Origin of the sequence: Lentzea sp. NBC_00516 (assembly GCF_036346835.1) — a bacterium.
GTDB classification, from domain to species: Bacteria; Actinomycetota; Actinomycetes; order Mycobacteriales; family Pseudonocardiaceae; genus Lentzea; species Lentzea sokolovensis.
In genome coordinates this window covers 5,765,976-5,785,855 of record NZ_CP107840.1, presented here as the reverse complement: position 1 = coordinate 5,785,855, position 19,880 = coordinate 5,765,976, and the positions used below count along the sequence as shown (strand labels likewise).

24 protein-coding genes are annotated in these 19,880 nt (G+C 68.7%); 13 read left to right on the top strand and 11 right to left on the bottom strand.

Annotated elements, in window-relative coordinates:
* The first annotated feature begins 367 nt into the window (after positions 1–367).
* Positions 368–1,081 (top strand): LPXTG cell wall anchor domain-containing protein, encoded by a 714-nt coding sequence (locus OG205_RS25725; RefSeq protein ID WP_330270633.1) that lies wholly within the window; start codon positions 368–370, stop codon positions 1,079–1,081.
* Here OG205_RS25725 and OG205_RS25720 read toward each other — a convergent pair.
* Together OG205_RS25720 and OG205_RS25715 are read right to left on the bottom strand one after the other, a co-directional pair.
* Positions 1,078–1,872, bottom strand: coding sequence for a phosphotransferase (locus OG205_RS25720; protein ID WP_330270632.1), 795 nt, complete (start codon positions 1,870–1,872; stop codon positions 1,078–1,080). The two genes, OG205_RS25725 and OG205_RS25720, sit on opposite strands and share 4 nt — an antisense overlap.
* A 16-nt stretch (positions 1,873–1,888) precedes the next feature.
* Positions 1,889–2,404 (bottom strand): DUF305 domain-containing protein, encoded by a 516-nt coding sequence (locus OG205_RS25715; protein WP_330270631.1) that lies wholly within the window; start codon positions 2,402–2,404, stop codon positions 1,889–1,891.
* A 135-nt stretch (positions 2,405–2,539) separates the two neighbouring features.
* Between OG205_RS25715 and ctaD the strand changes: the two genes are divergently transcribed.
* From ctaD to OG205_RS25675, 8 genes are all read left to right on the top strand, one after another.
* A complete protein-coding gene (gene ctaD / locus OG205_RS25710; RefSeq protein WP_319978065.1) occupies positions 2,540–4,330 on the top strand; it encodes an aa3-type cytochrome oxidase subunit I in 1,791 nt (596 codons plus the stop codon).
* Positions 4,331–4,414: 84 nt separating this feature from the next.
* On the top strand, positions 4,415–5,629 hold the full coding sequence (gene serB, locus OG205_RS25705; protein WP_330270630.1) for a phosphoserine phosphatase SerB: 1,215 nt from the start codon (positions 4,415–4,417) through the stop codon (positions 5,627–5,629).
* Positions 5,629–6,306, top strand: a complete 678-nt coding sequence (locus OG205_RS25700) for a peptidyl-tRNA hydrolase (protein WP_330270629.1) — start codon at positions 5,629–5,631, stop codon at positions 6,304–6,306. Before serB ends, OG205_RS25700 begins: the two co-directional genes overlap by 1 nt.
* Positions 6,307–6,334: 28 nt before the next feature.
* On the top strand, positions 6,335–7,714 hold the full coding sequence (locus tag OG205_RS25695; protein WP_330270628.1) for a phospholipase D-like domain-containing protein: 1,380 nt from the start codon (positions 6,335–6,337) through the stop codon (positions 7,712–7,714).
* A 22-nt stretch (positions 7,715–7,736) separates the two neighbouring features.
* Positions 7,737–8,309 carry a bleomycin resistance protein gene (locus OG205_RS25690; protein ID WP_330270627.1) on the top strand — a complete coding sequence of 191 codons (573 nt, stop codon included), beginning with the start codon at positions 7,737–7,739 and terminating at the stop codon, positions 8,307–8,309.
* Positions 8,310–8,319: 10 nt separating this feature from the next.
* Entirely contained in the window at positions 8,320–8,625 is a 306-nt protein-coding gene (locus OG205_RS25685; protein ID WP_330270626.1) for a helix-turn-helix transcriptional regulator, read from the top strand.
* Positions 8,622–8,921: a hypothetical protein gene (locus tag OG205_RS25680; RefSeq protein WP_330270625.1), complete on the top strand. Its 300-nt coding sequence runs from the start codon at positions 8,622–8,624 to the stop codon at positions 8,919–8,921. Before OG205_RS25685 ends, OG205_RS25680 begins: the two co-directional genes overlap by 4 nt.
* A gap of 48 nt (positions 8,922–8,969) precedes the next feature.
* Positions 8,970–9,566 carry a hypothetical protein gene (locus tag OG205_RS25675; protein ID WP_330270624.1) on the top strand — a complete coding sequence of 199 codons (597 nt, stop codon included), beginning with the start codon at positions 8,970–8,972 and terminating at the stop codon, positions 9,564–9,566.
* Here OG205_RS25675 and OG205_RS25670 read toward each other — a convergent pair.
* The 8 genes from OG205_RS25670 to xrtP form a co-directional block, all read right to left on the bottom strand.
* A complete protein-coding gene (locus OG205_RS25670) occupies positions 9,535–11,454 on the bottom strand; it encodes an ATP-dependent DNA helicase (RefSeq protein ID WP_330278227.1) in 1,920 nt (639 codons plus the stop codon). The genes OG205_RS25675 and OG205_RS25670 overlap by 32 nt on opposite strands.
* 120 nt (positions 11,455–11,574) lie before the next feature.
* Positions 11,575–11,958, bottom strand: coding sequence for a hypothetical protein (locus tag OG205_RS25665; protein WP_330270623.1), 384 nt, complete (start codon positions 11,956–11,958; stop codon positions 11,575–11,577).
* 39 nt (positions 11,959–11,997) lie between these two features.
* Entirely contained in the window at positions 11,998–12,804 is an 807-nt protein-coding gene (locus OG205_RS25660; RefSeq protein ID WP_330270622.1) for a TIGR04222 domain-containing membrane protein, read from the bottom strand.
* A gap of 22 nt (positions 12,805–12,826) precedes the next feature.
* Positions 12,827–13,024 (bottom strand): hypothetical protein, encoded by a 198-nt coding sequence (locus OG205_RS25655; protein WP_330270621.1) that lies wholly within the window; start codon positions 13,022–13,024, stop codon positions 12,827–12,829.
* A 308-nt stretch (positions 13,025–13,332) separates the two neighbouring features.
* Complete coding sequence (locus OG205_RS25650) at positions 13,333–13,476, bottom strand: nucleotidyltransferase domain-containing protein (protein ID WP_330270620.1); 144 nt, start codon at positions 13,474–13,476, stop codon at positions 13,333–13,335.
* Positions 13,477–13,489: 13 nt separating this feature from the next.
* The gene (locus OG205_RS25645; protein ID WP_330278226.1) at positions 13,490–13,990 is read right to left on the bottom strand and encodes a biotin transporter BioY; all 501 of its coding nucleotides are present in this window, start codon (positions 13,988–13,990) and stop codon (positions 13,490–13,492) included.
* Positions 13,991–14,147: 157 nt separating this feature from the next.
* On the bottom strand, positions 14,148–15,470 hold the full coding sequence (locus tag OG205_RS25640; RefSeq protein WP_330278225.1) for a glycosyltransferase: 1,323 nt from the start codon (positions 15,468–15,470) through the stop codon (positions 14,148–14,150).
* A 44-nt stretch (positions 15,471–15,514) separates the two neighbouring features.
* A complete protein-coding gene (gene xrtP / locus OG205_RS25635; RefSeq protein ID WP_442916587.1) occupies positions 15,515–16,033 on the bottom strand; it encodes an exosortase P in 519 nt (172 codons plus the stop codon).
* A gap of 294 nt (positions 16,034–16,327) precedes the next feature.
* On the opposite strand from xrtP, the gene OG205_RS25630 reads away from it, so the two are divergent.
* The 4 genes from OG205_RS25630 (at position 16,328) to OG205_RS25615 (ending at position 19,334) form a co-directional block, all read left to right on the top strand.
* Entirely contained in the window at positions 16,328–17,092 is a 765-nt protein-coding gene (locus tag OG205_RS25630) for a choice-of-anchor P family protein (RefSeq protein WP_330270619.1), read from the top strand.
* Positions 17,093–17,108: 16 nt separating this feature from the next.
* Positions 17,109–17,300: an LPXTG cell wall anchor domain-containing protein gene (locus OG205_RS25625; RefSeq protein ID WP_330270618.1), complete on the top strand. Its 192-nt coding sequence runs from the start codon at positions 17,109–17,111 to the stop codon at positions 17,298–17,300.
* Positions 17,301–17,368: 68 nt separating this feature from the next.
* Entirely contained in the window at positions 17,369–18,541 is a 1,173-nt protein-coding gene (gene wecB, locus OG205_RS25620) for a non-hydrolyzing UDP-N-acetylglucosamine 2-epimerase (protein WP_330270617.1), read from the top strand.
* Positions 18,542–18,665: 124 nt separating this feature from the next.
* Entirely contained in the window at positions 18,666–19,334 is a 669-nt protein-coding gene (locus tag OG205_RS25615; protein WP_330270616.1) for a hypothetical protein, read from the top strand.
* A gap of 6 nt (positions 19,335–19,340) precedes the next feature.
* Here OG205_RS25615 and OG205_RS25610 read toward each other — a convergent pair whose 3' ends face one another.
* Positions 19,341–19,880 (bottom strand): isochorismatase family protein, encoded by a 540-nt coding sequence (locus tag OG205_RS25610; protein WP_330270615.1) that lies wholly within the window; start codon positions 19,878–19,880, stop codon positions 19,341–19,343.

Genomic DNA, 19,880 nt, shown 5'->3' with positions numbered 1-19,880 from the left:
GAACCAGCCTTCACGCCTGCCGCAGTTCCCGCAGAACGCCGGCATGCCTGTCGCTCACCCCGTGCCAGGGGTGGGCCCGGTGATCGGTCAGCCGGTCACCCCCGTTCAGTGGTTCAGGCGTATGCCTACCGGGGGAACGGTCTACGTGAAGCCCGCCGAGGGCTCGCAGAGCTGATCTACGCGTTGATCTTCGAACGCCGAACGGGGCCGATTTCCGGCCCTGTTCGGCGTTCGGTCGTTTGGGGCGCCACTTCACGGAGCAGTAACAACTCGGCCACAGGGATCACTGTTGATCGTCATGTAACCCGTTTGGGGGACGTCGATCGTCTTAGATCGCGGCATCCGCCGAGCCCCACGGAGTGACCCGATGCGTTTGACGTTCCCTCGAAGATCCGGCCTGCTCGCTTCGGCCGCGCTGGCCGGTGTGGCCTCGCTGGTGCTGGCGACCAGTGCGTTCGCCGACGGGGTGAGCACTGACGACGCTCGTGCGCAGCCCTTTCTTCAGTTCGTCGACTTCAACCATCCCGAGGCCTGCACCGTGGGTGGGCTGACCGGGACGCCGATCCACCCCACCAAGTTCACCTATGCCGGTGGTGACAACCAGCAGAACCTGGACATCACCGCTCTGCCGTCGGACTTCAAGGTCACGGGCGTGCTGGTGAGGGCTGGGGACGTGTTCAACGTCTACCTGGCCGGCAAGCTCGGCGAGGCGTTGCCGTGGAAGGGGCTGCGGGCTCCGGTCGTCGGGGACGCGAACCTGCCGGAGATCGGCGAGTGGTTCGGGTGTGGTGTGGCCGTCGAGAAGCCTCCGGTCACGACGACGACCACCACCACCACCACGACTACTACGACGACAACCTCGACCGTGACTCATTCCCAGACGCCGACCACCACGACCACCTCGTCTTCGGAAGTGGTCGTGCCGACGACCACGACCACCGAGGTGCCGGTCGCCCAGGTCGCTCAGACGGGCGGGCTGGCGGCTACCGGGTTCGGGTCCGCGTGGCTGCTCGGGCTGGGTGCCGCGCTCGTGGCCGCTGGTGCCGCCGTGCTGCTCGTGATGCGCAGGCGTCGCGTCTAACTGTTCTCCATCAGCAAGCCCCAGAGCGTGCCGAAGAGAATTCGCACCTCCAGGTGAAACTCCACGTCCGAAGAAGCCGCCCCGCCGCCGTAGACGTCCACGGCGCGTTGGGCGGCTTCTTTGCCGCGTGCGCCGGCCAGACAGGCCAGATCCCAGCCGATCGGGCCGCGCCAGGTGTCCTCGAAGTCGTTCCAGACCGGCCCGGACGGGGTCATCAGCAGGTTGCCGTAGTGCGAGTCGCCGTGCAGCGGCTGGACGTCGTTGTAGTGCGCGTCCCACCTGGACAGGAGTTCGGCGCGGCGGGAGCGGAACTGCTCCAGGTCCGGCACGCCCAGGCCGTCGAGGTAGATCAGGGTGTTGTCGACGTCGTCCACGGGGCCGCGTGAGGGCAGCAAGCCGTCGTAGAGACGCAGTTCGGCGTGCAGGTCGGGCAGGAGCTTGAGCACCTCCGGCCGAGTCAGCTCGGCCGTGGGGTCGTGCGGGACGTACGTGCTGAACGTGAACACGAAGCCATCGCGCGTGTGCGGTCCGGGAGGAAGTTCCTCAGAAGGTGTCACGACCGGCACGCCGCGTGAGGCCAGGAAGGCCGACACGGACAGGTCGCGCGCGAAGTGGTCGGCGACGGCAGGACGAACCAGGGCCGTGCGCGCGGCGATCCGGGCCACGACCGGGGCCGGACGCAGGTGCACGATGACGTTGCTGCCGTCCTTCAGCACGACGGGGTCGGTAGAAACCACGCCGTGCGAGGCCGCCAACGACACTGCGGCGCGCACGCCTGCCAAAGCATCCACGGCTAGAAGGCTGGCATCAGCCCTGAGGGAGAAGCGACTCCATTTCCGCGATCTCCTTCTCCTGGTGGCTGACGACGTCCTGGGCGAGCTTGCGGGTCTCGGGGTCGGTGCCGGCCGAGAGGTGCTTCTGCGCCATGTCCACGGCGCCGCGGTGGTGCTGGATCATCAGCGACAGCCACTGGCGGTCGAAGTCGGTGCCGTCCAGTTCGGCCAGGTTGCCCAGCTCGACCATGCCGTGCGACTCCGTGTGGCCGTGCGCGGAGTGCGAGGACGCCTGCACCGGCGCGTTCCACGTCCGGAGCCAGCCGTTCATGCGGTCGATCTCGGGCTTCTGCGCACCCTCGATGCGCTTGGCCAGATCGATCACGTGCGGGTTCTCCGTGCGGGACGCGACGAGGCCGGACATCTCCAGCGCCTGTTCGTGGTGCGGGACCATTCCCCGCGCGAACTCGACGTCCGCGGAGTTGTGCGTGGCGGGAGAGCCGCAGGCGGCCAGCAACAGGACAGAAGCGACAGCGAGCAATCGGAGCACGGCGGCAGGATACGTGTGACGTGCGCTACGCCGCTGGCCACCGGCCATGGCCCACCCGAATGGAGCTGATCGGCTCCGTCTAATATCCCGGGGAGTTTCCCGAACGAACTGGTCCCACCAAGGCCTGGAGGCACCGTGACGGCCGTAGCCCCGCAGCCGATCGCAACGCGTCCTTATCCGACGCGCACTGCGGTCAAGGGGTCCTTCCTGCTGCGGATGTTCCGCACCACGGACCACAAGCAAATCGGCATCATGTACCTGGTCACCTCGTTCGCCTTCTTCATGGTCGGCGGCGCGATGGCCATGCTGATGCGGACCGAGCTGGCCCGGCCCGGAATGCAGTTCCTCTCGCAGGAACAGTTCAACCAGCTCTTCACGATGCACGGCACCGTGATGCTGCTGCTGTACGCGACGCCGATCGTCTTCGGCTTCGCGAACTTCGTGCTGCCGCTGCAGATCGGCTCGCCCGACGTGGCGTTCCCGCGGCTCAACGCCTTCTCGTACTGGCTCTACCTCTTCGGTGGCCTGATCGTGATGGCGGGCTTCATCACCCCCGGTGGTGCGGCTGACTTCGGCTGGTTCGCGTACACGCCGCTGAGCAACGCCATCCACTCGCCCGGCGTCGGCGCCGACCTGTGGATCTCCGGCCTGGTGGTCGGTGGTCTCGGCACCATCCTCGGCGCGGTGAACATGATCACCACCGTGGTCTGCCTGCGCGCGCCCGGCATGACGATGTTCCGGATGCCGATCTTCACCTGGAACATCCTGGTGACGTCGGTGCTGGTGCTGCTCGCGTTCCCGATCCTGACCGCGGCCCTGCTGGGCCTGCTGGCGGACCGGCATCTGGGTGCTCACGTGTTCGACCCCGCCAACGGCGGCGTGATCCTGTGGCAGCACCTCTTCTGGTTCTTCGGGCATCCGGAGGTCTACATCGTCGCCTTGCCGTTCTTCGGCATCGTGTCGGAGATCTTCCCGGTGTTCAGCCGCAAGCCGATCTTCGGTTACAACGGGCTGGTCTACGCGACGCTCGGCATCGCGGCCCTGTCCGTCGCCGTGTGGGCGCACCACATGTACGCGACCGGCGCCGTGCTGCTGCCGTTCTTCGCCTTCATGACGTTCCTCATCGCGGTCCCGACCGGTGTGAAGTTCTTCAACTGGATCGGCACGATGTGGAAGGGGCAGCTGACGTTCGAGACGCCCATGCTGTTCAGCATCGGCTTCATCGTCACGTTCCTCTTCGGTGGTCTGTCCGGCATCCTGCTGGCCGCGCCCGCGATCGACTTCCACGTGTCGGACACGTACTTCGTCGTCGCGCACTTCCACTACGTGCTCTACGGCACGATCGTGTTCGCGACCTTCGCGGGTATCTACTTCTGGTTCCCGAAGATCACCGGCCGCTTCATGGACGAGCCGCTCGGCAAGCTGCACTTCTGGACGACGTTCCTCGGCTTCCACGCGACGTTCCTCGTCCAGCACTGGCTGGGCAACGAGGGCATGCCGCGCCGGTACGCCGACTACCTCGCGTCCGACGGCTTCACGACGCTGAACATGATCTCGACGATCGGCGCCTACATCCTGGGCGCGTCGACGCTGCCGTTCATCTGGAACGTCTTCCGGAGCTACCGCTTCGGTGAGGTCGTGAAGGTGGACGACCCGTGGGGTTACGGCAACTCGCTCGAGTGGGCCACCTCGTCCCCGCCGCCGCGGCACAACTTCACCGAGCTGCCCCGGATCCGTTCGGAGCGCCCGGCGTTCGAGCTGCACTACCCGCACATGATCGAGCGGATCCGGAACGAGGGCCACGTGTCCTTCACCGGCAAGACGATCGCGCACAAGGACGCGAAGCCTGCTCCGTCCGAGCTCGCTGCAGCGGCCATCAAGTCTGGTACGGCCTCCGAGAAGGAAGATCCGAACCACGACAAGTAACCTGCCAGTAACAGGTTCAACGCTGAGCCCCGGGTCGCTGTCACGCGGTCCGGGGCTCTTCGCGTCCTACGAGGAGACGACGACGTGAAAACGCCCGTGCTCATCACCGTGACCGGCCCCGACAAGCCTGGTGTCTCCTCCGTGCTGTTCGCAGTGCTGACACGGCACGGCGTCGAGGTGCTCGACGTGGAGCAGGTCGTGATCCGGGGCCGGCTGGTGCTCGGCGCGCTGGTCTCGACCGATCACGATCCCGAGGGCCTGCAGGAGTCGGTCGAGCAGGCGATGGCCACCGTCTCGATGCACGTCGAGATCGAGATCGGCGCGGACTCGAAGCGCACCGCGCGACTGGAGTCGTCGCACGTGCTGATCGTGCTCGGCCGTCCGGTGACCGCGAAGGCGTTCACCGAGGTCGCGCGCCGGCTGGCGTCGCTCGGCGTGAACATCGACGCGATCCGCGGCGTCGCCGACTACCCCGTCACGGGCCTTGAGCTGCGCGTTTCGGTCGCGGACGACACGATGGAGAACGACACGGAGCTGCGGTCCGCGCTCGCCGAGGTGTCGGTGCGGGTGGGCCTCGACATCGCGGTCGAACGGGCCGGCCTGACCCGGCGGGCCAAGCGCCTGGTGGTGTTCGACGTCGACTCCACGCTGATCCAGGGCGAGGTGATCGAGATGCTGGCCGCGCACGTCGGGTGCGAGGAGCAGGTGCGCGAGATCACCGAGGCCGCGATGCGCGGCGAGCTCGACTTCGCCGAGTCGCTGCGGCGCCGGGTGGCGTTGCTGGAGGGCCTCGACGAGAAGGTGCTGGCGGAGGTCGGGGCTTCGTTGGAGCTCACGGCCGGTGCGCGCACGACGATCCGCACGTTGAAGCGCCTCGGTTTCTACTGCGGTGTGGTGTCCGGCGGCTTCACGTCGGTGATCACGGGCCTCGCGGACGAGCTGCAGCTGGACTTCTGCGCGGCGAACACGCTGGAGATCGTGGACGGCAAGCTGACCGGTCAGGTGATCGGCGAGATCGTCGACCGGCCGGGCAAGGCCGTGGCGCTGCGCCGGTTCGCCGAGGAGGTCGGCGTGTCGCTGGCGCAGTGCGTGGCGGTCGGTGACGGCGCGAACGACATCGACATGCTTAGTGCGGCCGGTCTGGGCATCGCGTTCAACGCCAAGCCCGCGTTGCGCGAGGTGGCGGACACGGCGTTGTCGCACCCGTTCCTGGACGCGGTGCTGTTCATCCTCGGCGTGACGAGGGCCGAGGTGGAGGCCGCGGACGCCGCGGACGGCTTGGAGCTGACCCGGCTGTGATGATTCTCGACCTCATCGCCTCCCGGAACTACGCGGAGGAGTCCGAAGTCCGCGCGATGCCGATGGTGTTGCGCATCGAACGTGTTGATCCGCCGTCGCGGACGGCGTTGCTGGAAGCCGCGGCCGCTTCGGCGGTCGCGGTGTGCCTCGACCCGCGGGCCGACGTCGGTGGCGAGTGGCACGAGGCCGTGCGGGCGTGGGTGGCCGGGCGGATCCGCAAGGTGTCGCGGCGGGCCCGTGGCGTGCAGTGGGACGCCGTGCAGGAGCTGCCCGGGGTGACGATCACCGTGGACGGTGCGTCGGTCCGGTCGTTGCTGCCGGTGCTGGTGACCGAGACGCCTCGGGAGGTCGCCAAGCTGCAGATCTCCGGGTCCGACCTGCCTCCGGACGAGCCCGGAGCGGTTCCTGAGGGTGCGCGGCTGCTGTACGTGAACCCGCGCGTCGAGATGTCCGCCGGAAAGCTCGCGGCCCAGGTAGGCCACGCGTCGATGCTGCTGGCGCCGCGCCTGTCCGAGGCCGACCTCAAGGCGTGGGCCCTGCTGGACTACCGGTGTGCCGTGCGGACGCCGTCGGTCGCGGAGTGGGACGCGCTGCTCGGTCGCGACGACGTCGTCGCGGTGCGGGACGCCGGTTTCACGGAGGTCGAGCCGGGAACGACGACGGTGCTCGCTGTTTAGAAGCGTGTGAAACGGGTAAATCCGCCTCGTGGGCTTACTCGACGTTCTCGACGCCCGGCTCGGTGACGGGCTGGAGAACATGCTGTGCTCGCACCACACGCGCAGACTGCGACGGCTGGGGTGGGGCGAGGTGCTCGACGGCGACGGCGCGGGGTCATTCACCCCGCGCCGACCGGTGCAGCACGGTAACAAGATCGAGGTTCTGATCGACGGCGCCTCCGCGTTTCCCGCTGTGGCGGAAGCGATCGAGAACGCGCAGAAGTACGTGCACATCGCGAACTGGCACGCGTCGCCGGACTTCCGGCTGACCCGCGAGCCGGGCGCGCCGCAGTTGCGTGAGCTGCTTTCGGCTGCCGCGGAACGGGTTCCGGTGCGCGTGCTGCTCTGGGCCGGTCCGCCCTTCCCCATGTTCGAGCCGACGCGCAAGCGCGCTTTGGCCGCCCAGAAGGCTTTCTGGGAGTGCGGTGCCGTCCGGTGCGAGCTGGACGCGCGCGAGCGGACCCTGCACTGCCACCACGAGAAGATCGTGATCGTCGACGACGTGGCGTTCGTCGGCGGCCTGGACATGACCGCGGTGGAGGGCGACCGGCACGACTCGCCGGAGCACCCGCCGCGTGACCTCGGCTGGCACGACCACGTGGCCAAGCTGGAAGGCCCTGTCGTGGCAGAGGTCGCGGCGCACTTCGCGGCACGCTGGCTGGAGATCGCGGGGGAGACGCTGCCCGCACCTGTCGTGCCGCCGGAGGCCGGGTCGTCGTCGGTGCAGCTGGTGCGGACGATCCCGGAGAAGACCTACTCGTTCGCCCCGCACGGCGACTTCAGCCTGCTCGACTCGTACCTGCGGGCGCTGCGGTCGGCGGAGTCGTTGATCTACGTGGAGAACCAGTTCCTGTGGTCGCCGGAGATCACCGAGGTGCTGCTGGAGAAGCTGAGCAACCCGCCGACGCCCGAGTTCCGGATGGTGTTGCTGCTGCCGCAGAAGCCCAGCAACGGCGCCGACACCACCCGCGGTCAGCTCGGCCGGTTGATCGACGCGGACACCGACAAGCGACTCGTCGCCGCAACCCTTGTCTCCCATGGCGATGCCCCGGTCTACATCCACGCCAAACTGGCCATTGTGGACGATCGGTGGCTCACGGTCGGATCGGCGAACCTGAACGAGCACTCGCTGTTCAACGACACCGAGGTCAACGTCGTGACCGACGACCCGGAGGTGGCCCGCTCGACCCGCCTGCGGCTGTGGACCGAGCACCTGGGCGCGGACGTCTCCGGGCCCGCCCACCAGGTGGTCGACGAGATCTGGCGGCCTGCCCTGGAGCGTCCGGCGCGGGTCACGCCATTGCCCGGTGTGTCCCGCCGTGCCGGAAGATTGCAAGGACCGTTACGTGGATTGCTGGTCGACGGCTGACCTGCGCCGCTAGCGTGGCGGCGTGGCCAACGAGGTGACGATCCCGCTGCTGCCGTGTGCCTCCATCGACGAGGTGGCCGAGTTCTACGTGATGCTCGGGTTCACGGTCACGTACCGGCAGTACCGGCCGAACGCGTACCTTTCGGTGCGCCGCTCGGAGATCAACCTGCACTTCTTCGGCATCCCGGGCTACGAGCCCGCCGAGTCGTACAGCTCGTGCCTGATCCAGGTCGAGGACCCGAGGGAGCTGTACGAGGCGTTCGCCCACGGCATGCGCGCGGTCTACGGGCAGGTGCTGGTCACCGGCATTCCGCGGATGACGCGGCCGCGGCGGGACGGGTTCCTGATGGTCGACCCCGGCGGCAACTGGATCCGGGTGGTGCCGGCCGTGCGCGAGCGGGAGGCCACGCGCAACGGGCTGACCAGGGCGTTGACCAACGCGGTGACGCTGGCCGGGTCGCACGGGGCCGAGCGTCAGGCGTTGAAGATCCTCGAAGGGGCGCTCGTGCGGGAGGTGCACGCTTCGGAGGAGGAGCGGGCGTCGGCTTTGGAGTTCCGCGAAGAGCTGCTTGAACGGCTTAATCTACATAGGTAGTATTGGCGGCGTGGAGCCACTGCAACGCATCGGCAAGGCCACCGTCGACGTGCTCGAGGTGCTGCTCGGCGCCGACGAGCCGCGCTGGGGTCTGGAGATCATCAAGCTCACCGGCAGGCCGTCCGGCAGCGTCTACCCGTTGCTGGACCGGCTGGAACGGGCCGGGTGGGTCACCTCGACCTGGGACGACGACGCGGAACGGCGTGGGCCGCGCCGGCGGATGTATCGGCTGACCGGCGAGGGCGCCGCGGAAGCCCGTCGAGTCGTGGCTCGGTCGGCTCCGGCGCCTCGGTTCGTGCCCAGGACGGCGCAATGAGAGTCGCGTTGTTGTTGGTGCGGTTCGCGGCGGCCGTTGTGGGCGATGAGCGCTATCGCGAGCAGTGGGAAGCAGATGTCGTTGGTGCGCGCGAACTGGGCATGTCGCCGCTCAAGGTCGCACTCGGCGCACTTGTCGCTGTAGCCGCCATTCCGTCGAAGGGAACCGTCATGGTGCCTGTTGGACCGCTCGCCATCGCGCTCAAGCACGCGAAGACGCCACGTGGGCGTGTGCTCGTCATCGCCGTCGTGTCCGCGTTGTTGTTGCTGGGCGGAGTTGCGATGCTATTCGCTTGAGCAAATAGCTCCGTGTCGTTTCGGCGCGTCCGGGCTTAGCTTCGGGCGGTGGCAAACGAACTGACGATTCCACTCCTTCCCTGTCGGGACATCGACGAAATCGCGTCCTTCTACGAGATGCTCGGCTTCTCGATCACCTATCGGCAGACGCGGCCGAACCCGTACGTCTGCTTGCGGCTTGAAGACATCAACCTGCACTTCTACGGGATGGACGGCCACGTTCCGGAGCAGTCGCACAGCACGTGCGTGGTCATCGTGGAGGACACCGGGCCGTTGTTCGAGGACTTCGCGGCTCGAATGCGCGCTGTGCACGGGAAGTTGCTCATCTCCGGCATTCCGCGCATGACCAGGCCTCGGCTGCGCAACGACCGGTACACCGGGTTCGCCGTCATCGATCCGGGTGGCAACTGGATCCGGATCAGCAAGGCCACCCAGGAACCCGAGGCGCGCACCAAGCTCGCGAAAGCCATGGAGGACGCGGCACGGCTGGGCGACGCGAAGGGGGACGAGCGGCAGGCGTTGAAGATCCTCGAAGGCGCGCTGAAGCGGACCGACGGTTCCGAACCGGAACTGCTGGACGCTCAGGCCTACCGAGACGAGCTCGTGGAGCGGATCAAGGGGTCTGAGCCTCGTCCAACCGCTTGAGGGCGCCCCGGACCACCTCGGGGTCGTAGGTCGTCCAGAACGGGGGGAGTGAGGCCCTGAGGAAGCCGCCGTAGCGGGCCGTGGCCAGTCTCGGGTCGAGGATGGCCACCACGCCCTTGTCCGACATCGACCGCAGCAACCGGCCCGCGCCCTGGGCCAGCAGCAGGGCGGCGTGCGTGGCGGCGACGGTCAGGAAGCCGTTGCCGCCGCGTGAGCTCACCGCCTTCTGGCGGGCGGAGGCCAGCGGGTCGTCCGGGCGGGGGAACGGGATCCGGTCCATGATCACGAGCTGCAGGCTCGGGCCTGGCACGTCGACGCCCTGCCAGAGCGACAGCGTGCCGAACAGGCACGTGCGCTCGTCCTCGGAGAACTTCTTGACCAGCAGGCCCGTCGCGTCGTCGCCCTGACACAGGATCGGGTACTCGAGCTTGTCCCGCAGCGCCTCCGTGGCCGCCTTCGCCGCACGCGTCGAGGAGAACAGGCCGAGCGCGCGACCGCCCGCCGCGTTCACCAGGCCCTCGATCTCGTCCAGGTACTCCGGCGGCAGGCCGTCCCGCCCTGGCTGAGGCAGATGCCTTGCCACGTAGAGGATGCCGCTCGTGCCGTGCGCGAACGGCGAACCGACGTCGAGGCCGGACCACTTCGGACCGTCGATGTCCTTGTCGGTCGCCGCGCCCTCGATCTTGCGGACCTTCTCCGACGGCGGCAGGCCCCACTGGCGCGCCATCGTGTCGAAAGCGCCGCCGAGCGTCAGCGTCGCGGACGTCAGAACGGTGGTGCGCTTGGCGAACAGCCGTTCCCTGAGCAGGCCACCCACGCCGAGCGGGGCGACCCTGATGGCCGGCGCCTTCTGGTTGAAGTCACCCGACACCCACACGACGTCGTGTTCCTCGTCGAACGCCTCCAGCACCCGCACCGCGCAGTCGTGGACCTCCTCCAGCAACGCCAGCGCGAGCTTGCGCGCCGTCGCCCCGTCCGGGTCCTCCTTGCGTTCCGAACCCATGGCCGACATGCAGGCGTGCGCCGCGTCGCGCGTGGCCGCCAGCGCGCCCGCGAGAGCCCTGGGCAGCGCGTCCAGCCGACCGGAAGGCATGTCCTCGAGGATCATCGCCAGCCCGTCACTGGCCTCGGCCAGCCGGTCCGCGATGTCCTGGTCGATGAGGCGCCCGCACCGCCGCGCCGCCATCGAGACGCTCGCGCCGCTCAGTTCCTCCGTGGCCACCGACGTGATGCGGTCGACCAGGTCGTGCGCCTCGTCGATCACCACCACGTCGTGGTCGGGCAGAACCTGGTAGCCCTCCAACGCGTCGATGGCGAGCATCGCGTGGTTCGTGACCACCACGTCCGCCTTGCCCGCCTCGGCCCGCGCCCGTTCCGCGAAGCAGTCGGCCCCGATCGGGCACTTCGACACCCCGAGGCACTCCCGGGCCGTGACGCTGACCTGCCGCCACGCCTGCTCGCTGACGCCGGGCACCAGTTCGTCGCGATCCCCGGTCTCGGTGTCCGACGACCACTGGTGCAGCCGCTTCACCTCGCGCCCGAGCTTCGACACCGCGAACGGGTCGAACAGCGCGTCCTCCTCCGGCTCGTCCGGAGCCCCGTTGTGCACGCGGTGCATGCACAGGTAGTTCCTGCGACCCTTGAGGATCGCGAACGTGGGCTCGCGCCCCAGGTCCTTCTTGAGCGCTTTGGACAGCCGAGGCAGATCCCGGTCGACCAGCTGCCGCTGCAACGCGATCGTGGCCGTCGAGACCACCACGGTCTCGGCCTCGGCCACCGCGTGCCGGATGGCCGGCACCAGGTACGCCAGCGACTTGCCGGTACCCGTGCCCGCCTGCACCGCGAGATGCTCGCCCGTGCGGATCGAGTGGTCGACGGCCTCGGCCATCTCCACCTGACCAGGACGCTCCGCGCCACCCACGGCGTGGACGGCGGTTTCGAGCAGGCTCAGGGTGGGGGGAACTTCAGGCACGGGACAGACCGTACCCGGCAGGTCCGACAGTCTCGGTCAGGCGTCGCTGACCGGTCCGCGCCACCGGAAGATCGAGAGGTGGTATCCGCTACCGGTCAGGCTGCTGACCAAGTCGTTCCCGTCCGGGCCGGCGAAGCGAACTTCGCGGATCTCGTCGTTGCAGAGGTACGCGCGCTCGAAGGGAAAGGCAGCGCCCTCACGGTCGATGCGGCCGGCGAGCTGGCCTCCCAGGTACTCGGCCAGGCTGTTCCGAACACCGATACCCGCGCCACCGAGAACTTTGCCCAGCCGCTCGGCGAGACCGGGGTGAGCGCGTTCCAGCTTGATCGCCAGCTGGTAGGCGGTCAAGTAGGGCCGGCCGTCCTGCCGCAGTGCCGCCGTCACCTTGGGCAGAAGGTCGTGCTCGTCCCACTTGCTCATGCCGCGCCTGTCGGGTTCGGCACTCAGGCCGTTACGACGTCAGTCGCCGCCGCCTCCACCGCATCCGCCACCACAGCCACCGCCTCCGCAACTACCGCCGCTGTCACCCGACGAACAGCCGCTGTCGGACGAGCAACCGCCCCCGCAACTGCTGCTGGTCGTCGTGTCGCGGCCGGGCAGCGTCGCGATCATGACCGCGCTGAGCCCGAACATCCCGGCGACCGCCACCCCGCCGATCCTCCCGCGCAGACCGCGCACGGCGACCGCGCCGACCGGGTCCTGCGGGCCCACCCGGCGCTTGGCGCGTTTGAGCAGGACGTAGCCGGCCCTGGTGCGCAGGCGGCCGGGGTCGCGGGCGCGCAGCACCGAGGCCCAGACGAGCGTCACCGCGGCGGCCGCGAAGAAGTACCAGAACGGGAACTCGGTGAGCGGCGCCGCGAAGTCCAGGAAGTCCACCAGGAGCCACGGCGCCACGGCGCTCATCACCCCGGCGATCATGAGCAGCGGCGTCAGCAGGAACAGCCACGGGAAGAGGCGGGGGCGCAGGGAGCGGCGGCGCCGGAGCAGCCCGCGGTTGATCAGGTGGCCGCGCAGGCCCTCCGCCTCCGACGAGCTGAACGCGCCGAAGACGACGTCGTTCAGGTGCCGGCCCGAGCGCAGGCCGTGCAGGATCTGCGCCTCCAGCGGGGTCGCCGGGCGGGCGCCGGGCACGTGGACGGCGCTCAGCACGCCCTCGCGCGAGACCCGGACCAGGCCGGCCTGGATCAGGCGGGCCAGGGCCACCTCTGCCGCGCGGGCAGGGCCGCCGGCCAGGCAACCCAGCTCTTCGGGGGTATGCGTGGTCACGCGGATTTCTCGGCCGCGGAGGTCAGGTCGTTACGTCGGCCAGGATCCGGTCGAACAACTCGAGGGCGGCCTGGGCGTGGCCGACCGTCAGCGGCACGTCCGAACCCCGCCGGGAGGACACCAGGTCGAGGATCGGCAGGTCGGGCCGACGGGCGGCGGCCTGTTCGCCGGCGCGGGACTTGCCGGCGATCTTGAACGGCGGCGAGAGGCAGGGCCCCACCCTCCCGGGGGCTGACCGCCACGCAGTCACAACCTCAAGCTAGCCGCGCCGACGAGCTGTCAAGGCACCGTTCGGCGATCTGTGGACAACTCGAACTTCGCAGCGAGTTGTCCACAGATTGGCAGGCAGCGCCTTGACAAGCCGATTTCGCGAATAGGCTGGAGGCGCTGGCCGGTCTGCCCCCTTGGGAGGGCGGGGCCCTGCCCACCGCGCGAGAGAACCTGAGCGACCACGTCCGCGGCGCAACCGCTTCGTCACCTGGACCGCAAGCGCGGCAGGGACATCCGCGCACTCCATTGTGGACGCGGTCAGCTCGCGTGGAGCTCGATCACGATGTCCAGGTCCGAGTCGGCGACGACGTCGTCCAGCACGGTCGACCCATGAAGATGCGCGCCTGCCACGAGACCCGGCAGGCGCGCATCCAAGAACGTCAGGTACTCCCCAGGTGTCACCACCCAGTCCGAACTACCGGCGGCGCACGAGGGCCCAGGCTCCCGGCAGCACGCCCGCGGCCAGCGCGATCTTCAGCGCGTCACCGATCAGGAACGGCAGCACGCCGACGGCCAGGGCCTTGCCGAACGACATTCCGGTCATCGCCATCAGCCACGGCACACCGACGGAGTAGATCGCCAGGTTGCCCAGCGCCATCGTCCCCAGGGTGCGCACCGGCGTGCGGTCGCCGCCGCGGCCGGCCAGGTAGCCCACGAGAGCACCGGCGAACACGAAGCCGACGACGTAACCGAGCGAGACCGGAACGCCGGACGAGCCGCCCTGGAACCACGGCACGCCCGCGACGCCCGCGATCAGGTACAGCAGCATCGAGGTCGCGCCACGTTGCCAGCCAAGGGAAGCGCCGACGAGCAGTGCGGCGAACGTCTGGCCCGTCAGCGGAACCGGGCTGCCGGGAATCGGCAGCGCCACCTGCGCGGCGAGACCGGTGAAGGCGGCGCCGGCGACGACCAGCATCAGGTCGCGGGCCAGTGCGCCCGGCACGAAGTCGGCGAGCACGGTGCGACGGGGCGCGAGTGCGAGAGCCACGTTCCCTCCCAGACGGAATCGAGTGAACCGAGGTTAACCACGGAAGCTCGAGAACGTCTTTGTTCGATCTCCACAAAGTGACCGGTCACACATCCAGGGCGACTTTGCCTGCCACGCGGTCCTCGTTGCGGCGCGTTTTGGTCCAACCGTTGTTGCCGCGCACCAAACGGATCAGCGCGCGCCACGACGTGATGTAGAACGTGTAGATGTACAGCGCGTAGCCGAACCCGTACGCAATGGACTTCCAGAACCCAACGGGCTCACAGCGTGCGCGGTACACCGGTCCCCACAGGACGAACGGCATGAGCCCGAACGCGCCGTAGACCGTGAACAGGATCCACGCGCCGTCGAAGAACCACGTGACGACTTCGGTAGGGGACACCGCGAACCGGTATGCCATGAGAGCCATCGGAATCGGGTAGATGAGCGTGCCGAGCAACTGCATCCAGGGTTGCGCGAGGTAGTACATCATCTCCGCCGCGCCCAGCGTGGTCAGGTGGTCGGAGTCCCAGATGCGCCGCAGATAACGCATGCACTGCATGGTTCCCTGACCCCACCGCGTGCGTTGCGCCAAAAAGCGTCGCAACGAGTACAGCGCCTCCTGATTCACGTGCGTGTCCAACGAGAAACCCGTGTGCCAGCCCGCGGTCAGCAGGTGCACGCCGAGTTCGAAGTCCTCCAGCAACGAGCCGCGCCACGGGCTTCCGGTCGGCCCGGCGATCGAGTCCAAAGCGGACAGTCGGGTGAACTGGCCGTTGCCGCCCATGGAGATCGTGCCGGTGGCACCGCGCGACATCTGGATCGCCGCGATGGCCGTGCGGAACTCCAGGTCCTGCATCCGCACGAGCCCGGCGCCGAACGCGCGCCGCCACCACGTCACGCCGGGTTGCCGCTGACCCGCGTTGATCATTCGCACGTCCACCTGCACGGCGCCGATCCGCGGGTTGCCGAAGAGGTGTTGTGCCGCACAGACTTCCAGGCAGTTCGGTGCGGGACGGCCGTCCGCGTCCACCACGACGATGATCGCGCGGTCGGCGTCCGCACGCCGGCCCATCCACATCTTCAACGTGCGGTACGCGTCGTTCAGCGCGTTTCCCTTGCCGGTGCGGGCATACGGGCGTTGGCGCTGCACGAGGTGGATCTGCGGATCCCGGATACCGCCGTTGCGCTTCAACGTCCGCACGACTCCGGCGGTGCGGTCGTCGGAGCCGTCGTCGATGACCCACACGTGCGCGATGGGGAACGTCGTGCGCAGGTACCGGATCGTGTCGCCGATGACGGCCTCCTCGTCGCGGCACGGCACGAAGAAGTGCCACTCCAGCGACGAGGGTTCGCCGACGGGCGCGGGTTTGCGCCGCAGGTACGGGATCACGATCACGAACACGTACGTCACGAAGGCGACGCTCATCGTCAGCGCGAGTGCCTGCGTGAACCCGAGAACGAGGTCGAGGCTCACTTCCGCGTGGCCAGCCAGACGAACGCGACCAACGCCGCCGCGCCACCGAACACGCTCACCATCGAGCCGAGCAGGGTGTGGCCCCAGTAGTAGCCGGTGTCGACGCCCAGCCACTGCACCAGGCCAACCAGCGTCAGCACGCGGAACTGGTTGACGATCACGACCGCCAGCGCGGCGATCCCGAGCGCGAACAGCACGCGGTTCCGGATGCGCGGGCGCAGGGCGATCATCACCGCGCCCACCACGATCAGCGGCAGCACCAGGAACGCGGACGTGCACTCCGGCGTCATCCGCAGGCCCAGCGGGGTGTCCGAGCCCAGTCCGAAGTAGACGGTCTGGCGGTCCGGGATCACGTGGACGCCGTAGGAGCTGATGACGCTCAGGATCGCGCCGGACAGGGAGATCTCGGCCGTGCGGTACAGGCGGTGTGCGAACACGAGTCCCGCGGCTACGGCGAGCAGGACGACCACGGTCACCCGGCTCGGGAATGTGGCGCGGCGCAGGGCAAGCGTCACCCGAGGATCCTTTCCACCGATGAGGGAGCGCCCAGACGGGCTACTTGACGTTCCATCGGTAGACGCAACGTCATCCCTCACCCCCGGATCGGGTGACGCCGTAACCGGAAATTGATCAAAAAGGCCACGATGGGTGGCGCCGGTTGGGCGAGTCGAGTGGTCGTGTCGCCCGATACGGGGAGTAACCCTCAGTTCCCTCGAAAGAACGCCGATGCCGGTAATTGCCCCGGAAAGCGTGAAACCACAGTGGTATCAACGCGCCCTGGGGCCGGAGGAACCAAGGGAAGGAGTTTCATGCGTGTCCGAATGACGGGACTGGCTGGAGTCATCGCGATTGCCGCACTCCTGGTCGGTGCCGCACCTGCTTCGGCCGCACCGGGGGACGCCTCGGCTTATGGTGCGAAGCTCAACGTGACGCTGCTCGGCAGCCCCGCGGTCAACGCGGAGCCTTTCGCCGCAGCCAATGCGAACGGCCCGACGAAGAACACGTTCGCAGGCGTCGACCTCACCGGAATCCTGAAGACCGGTGTCATCAACGCTTCCGCGTCGCGGGACGAGAAGTCCGGCGGCGTGTACTCGCGGGCGAGCACCGCGGACGTCCGGGTCGACCTGCTCTCCAAGGTCGCCGGAAAGGTCTCCGCCGAACTGGTGGAGGCGGAGTGCACGGCGACCCAGAAGGGTCTGGCCGGCAAGTCCAAGCTCGCGGGCGTGAACCTCGGCACGCTCGGCCAGGTCAACGCCGACCCGGCGGCCAACACCAAGATCGACGTGCAGCTCGCCGGCGTCAAGATCGCTGAGGTGATCTTCAACGAGCAGATCAAGAACGACGACGGCAGCCTCACCGTGAACGCGATTCACATCAAGCTGCTGCAGGGTGTGCTCGGCGGCATCGGCACGGGCGACGTGATCCTCTCGTCCGCCACGTGCGGCCCCGCGGGCCTGCCCATTCCGATGGCGTCGGGGGCGGGCCTGTGGATCGGCCTCGGCCTGCTCGGTGTCGTCGCCGCTCCGGTCGCGTTCACAGCGCTGCGCCGTCGCGCGTCGCTCAACGCGGCCTGACTGAGGAGAGCGGCGAATGTACAAGGTCCCCGGTACGGGCGTCGGTGTCGGCACGAGCGTGGGCGCCCTCGCGGTCACCGGTGCGGACGTGACGTGGTGGATCGCCGCGGGAATCGTGCTCTTGCTCGCTGGTGCGTTGCTCATGCACAGCACGCGCAAGAAGCGCCGAGCGGTTCCGGTCCAGGTCAGACCTGACCGAGCTGGCTGAAATGGTCCGCCTGGGGTGTACCCCCGGCCCCAGGCGGACCTCCCGGTCTCCCCGAGAAGAGGACAACGGTGAGGAAAGAAGTTCTGCTCGTGGCCGGCACCCGGCCGGAAGCACTGAAGATCGCCCCGGTCGCCATCGCGCTGAAGGGGCACCCCGGCCTCCGTCCCACGATCGTCCACAGCGGACAGCACTCCGGCATGGTCGAGCAGGCGCTGCGCGCGTTCGACCTGGAACCGGACGTGCTGCTGGACGTTCCCCGCGTCACCGGGACGCAGGCCGAGCTGGTCTCCCGGATGTTGCCCGAGTTCGACGCCCTGCTGGAGGAGCGCGACCCGGCGGTCACCCTCGTGCAGGGTGACACCACGACGACCCTGGCCGCGGCGCTGGCCTCGTTCTGGCGCGGAATCCCCGTGGCACACCTCGAAGCCGGTCTGCGCACCGGCGACCTGTACGGCCCGTTCCCCGAGGAGGGGAACCGGCAGATGATCTCCCGCATCACGTCGCTGCACCTCGCGCCGACCGACGACGCCGCGAACGCGCTGACCGCCGAGTCCCTTCCGGACAGCCACATCGTCGTCACCGGCAACACCGTCGTGGACGCCGTGCAGCGCGTCGCGTCCGCGGACCTCCCCGCGTCCAGCCCGGACGTCGTCGCCCTGGAACGCTCCCTGGACGCCACCGGCGGCCGACTCATGCTCGTCACCGTGCACCGCCGTGAGTCGTGGGGCCGCCCGCTCATGCGCGTGCTCAACGCCGTGCGCGCCATCGCCGACCGCCACCCCGACCTGCACGTGCTGATCCCCGCGCACCCGAACCCCGGTGTGCGCGAACAGGTCGTGTCGCTGCTGGGCGGTCACGAGCGAGTCGTCATCACCGACCCGCTCGACTACCCGGACCTGGTGCGCGTGCTGCGCCGCTCGGCCCTCGTGCTGACCGACTCCGGCGGCATCCAGGAGGAGGCGCCGTCGTTCGGCGTGCCGGTGCTGGTGCTGCGCGAGACCACCGAACGCATGCTCGCCGTCGACGCCGGGTGCGCCTGGCTCGTCGGCACCGACACCACCCGCATCCTCGCCGAGGCGGGCTGGGTGCTCGGCTCTCGGCTGCGGCTTCCCCTGGGGCGCAACCCGTTCGGCGACGGGCGTGCCGCCGTGAGGGTGTGCTCCGCGCTGGAGAGGCTGGCCGGTCTCCCCACCGCCCTGCCGCGCCGGGAGCCGTTCGCCACGCTCGTGGGCGTCCGCTGACGAAAACGCCTGTCACTCAATCAGGTAATTGCCTACACGAACGGGTGACATGAGGTGCTGGGTCGTCATCAGTGCCACCCATCACCACCATTATCGGGCCGTGGGAACAGAGGCAATGCGAAAGATGAGCAAAATTTCGATCGCGGGCGCTGTGCTCGCGTTGACGTTCGCCACCGCGGGTACCGCCCTCGCGGCGAATCCGCCCGGCACCGCGTCGTCGGGTTCCGCCGACTTCGCCAAGGCGAACCAGACGTTCAAGGTCGCCCCGCTCGCGGTGTGCGACGTGAATCCGGACGCGGCGGGCACCGTCACCGGCGCCAGCCCCGCCGTGAGCAGGACCGGGCTCAAGATCGGTGAGACCAGTTCGGCGTGCACGACCGAGGTCGTGAATCCGGACGAGTTCCTCACCAAGACGAAGTCCGTCGCGAAGGGCGCAGGGTTCGACCTGTCCGCCCTCGCCGGGCTGTCCGGTGGGAACAAGGGCCCGCGGCTCAAGATCGCCGAGTGGACGATCACCTGTGACGCCACCGAGAAGGGCACGTCGGCGGGCTGGGAGCTCAAGGGCATGTCCGGGTGGACCGGGCTGCCGCAGAACATCACGCCCGGCTACGTGCACGACGTCAAGGCCACCAACGGAACCGTGCTGGCCAAGGCCAAGTTCACCGACACGGTGTTCCCGGTGCCGAACGACGGCAGCATCTCGATGACGCTGTTGAAGATCACCTTCGAACCGTCGTCCGGCTACACCGGCAGCATCACCGTCGGCACGGTGGCCTGCTCGCCGACTCCGTAGAGGACCTCAGGCGACACCGACACCCGCGGCGAGCAGTTCCTCAACTGCGGCGTCGCGGGTGGTCGGCGCCACCGCCGCCGTCAGGTCGACGAGGACCGTCGTGCGGAAGCCGTTGCGCTGCGCGTCGAGGGCCGTGGCGCGGACGCAGTGGTCGGTCGCGATGCCGACGACGTCCACATCGGTCACGCCCCTGTCCGTCAGCCAGCCCGCGAGGTCGTTCTCCGCCTCGAAACCCGAGTAGGCGGCGGCGAAACGGCCCTTCGAGAAGACCTGCTCCACGCGTGCGACGTCGAGCTCCGGGTGGAACGACGCGCCGGGCGTGCCCGCCACGCAGTGCACCGGCCACGAGTCGATGAAGTCCGGGGTCAGGGAGAAGTGCGAGCCCGGATCCACGTGGTAGTCGCGCGTCGCCACGACGTGGTCGTACGACGAGGTGGCGATGTGCTGCGAGATGGCCGCTGCCACGGCCGCACCACCGTTGACGGCCAGCGAACCGCCCTCGCAGAAGTCGTTCTGGACGTCGACGACGATCAGTGCCTTGGTCAT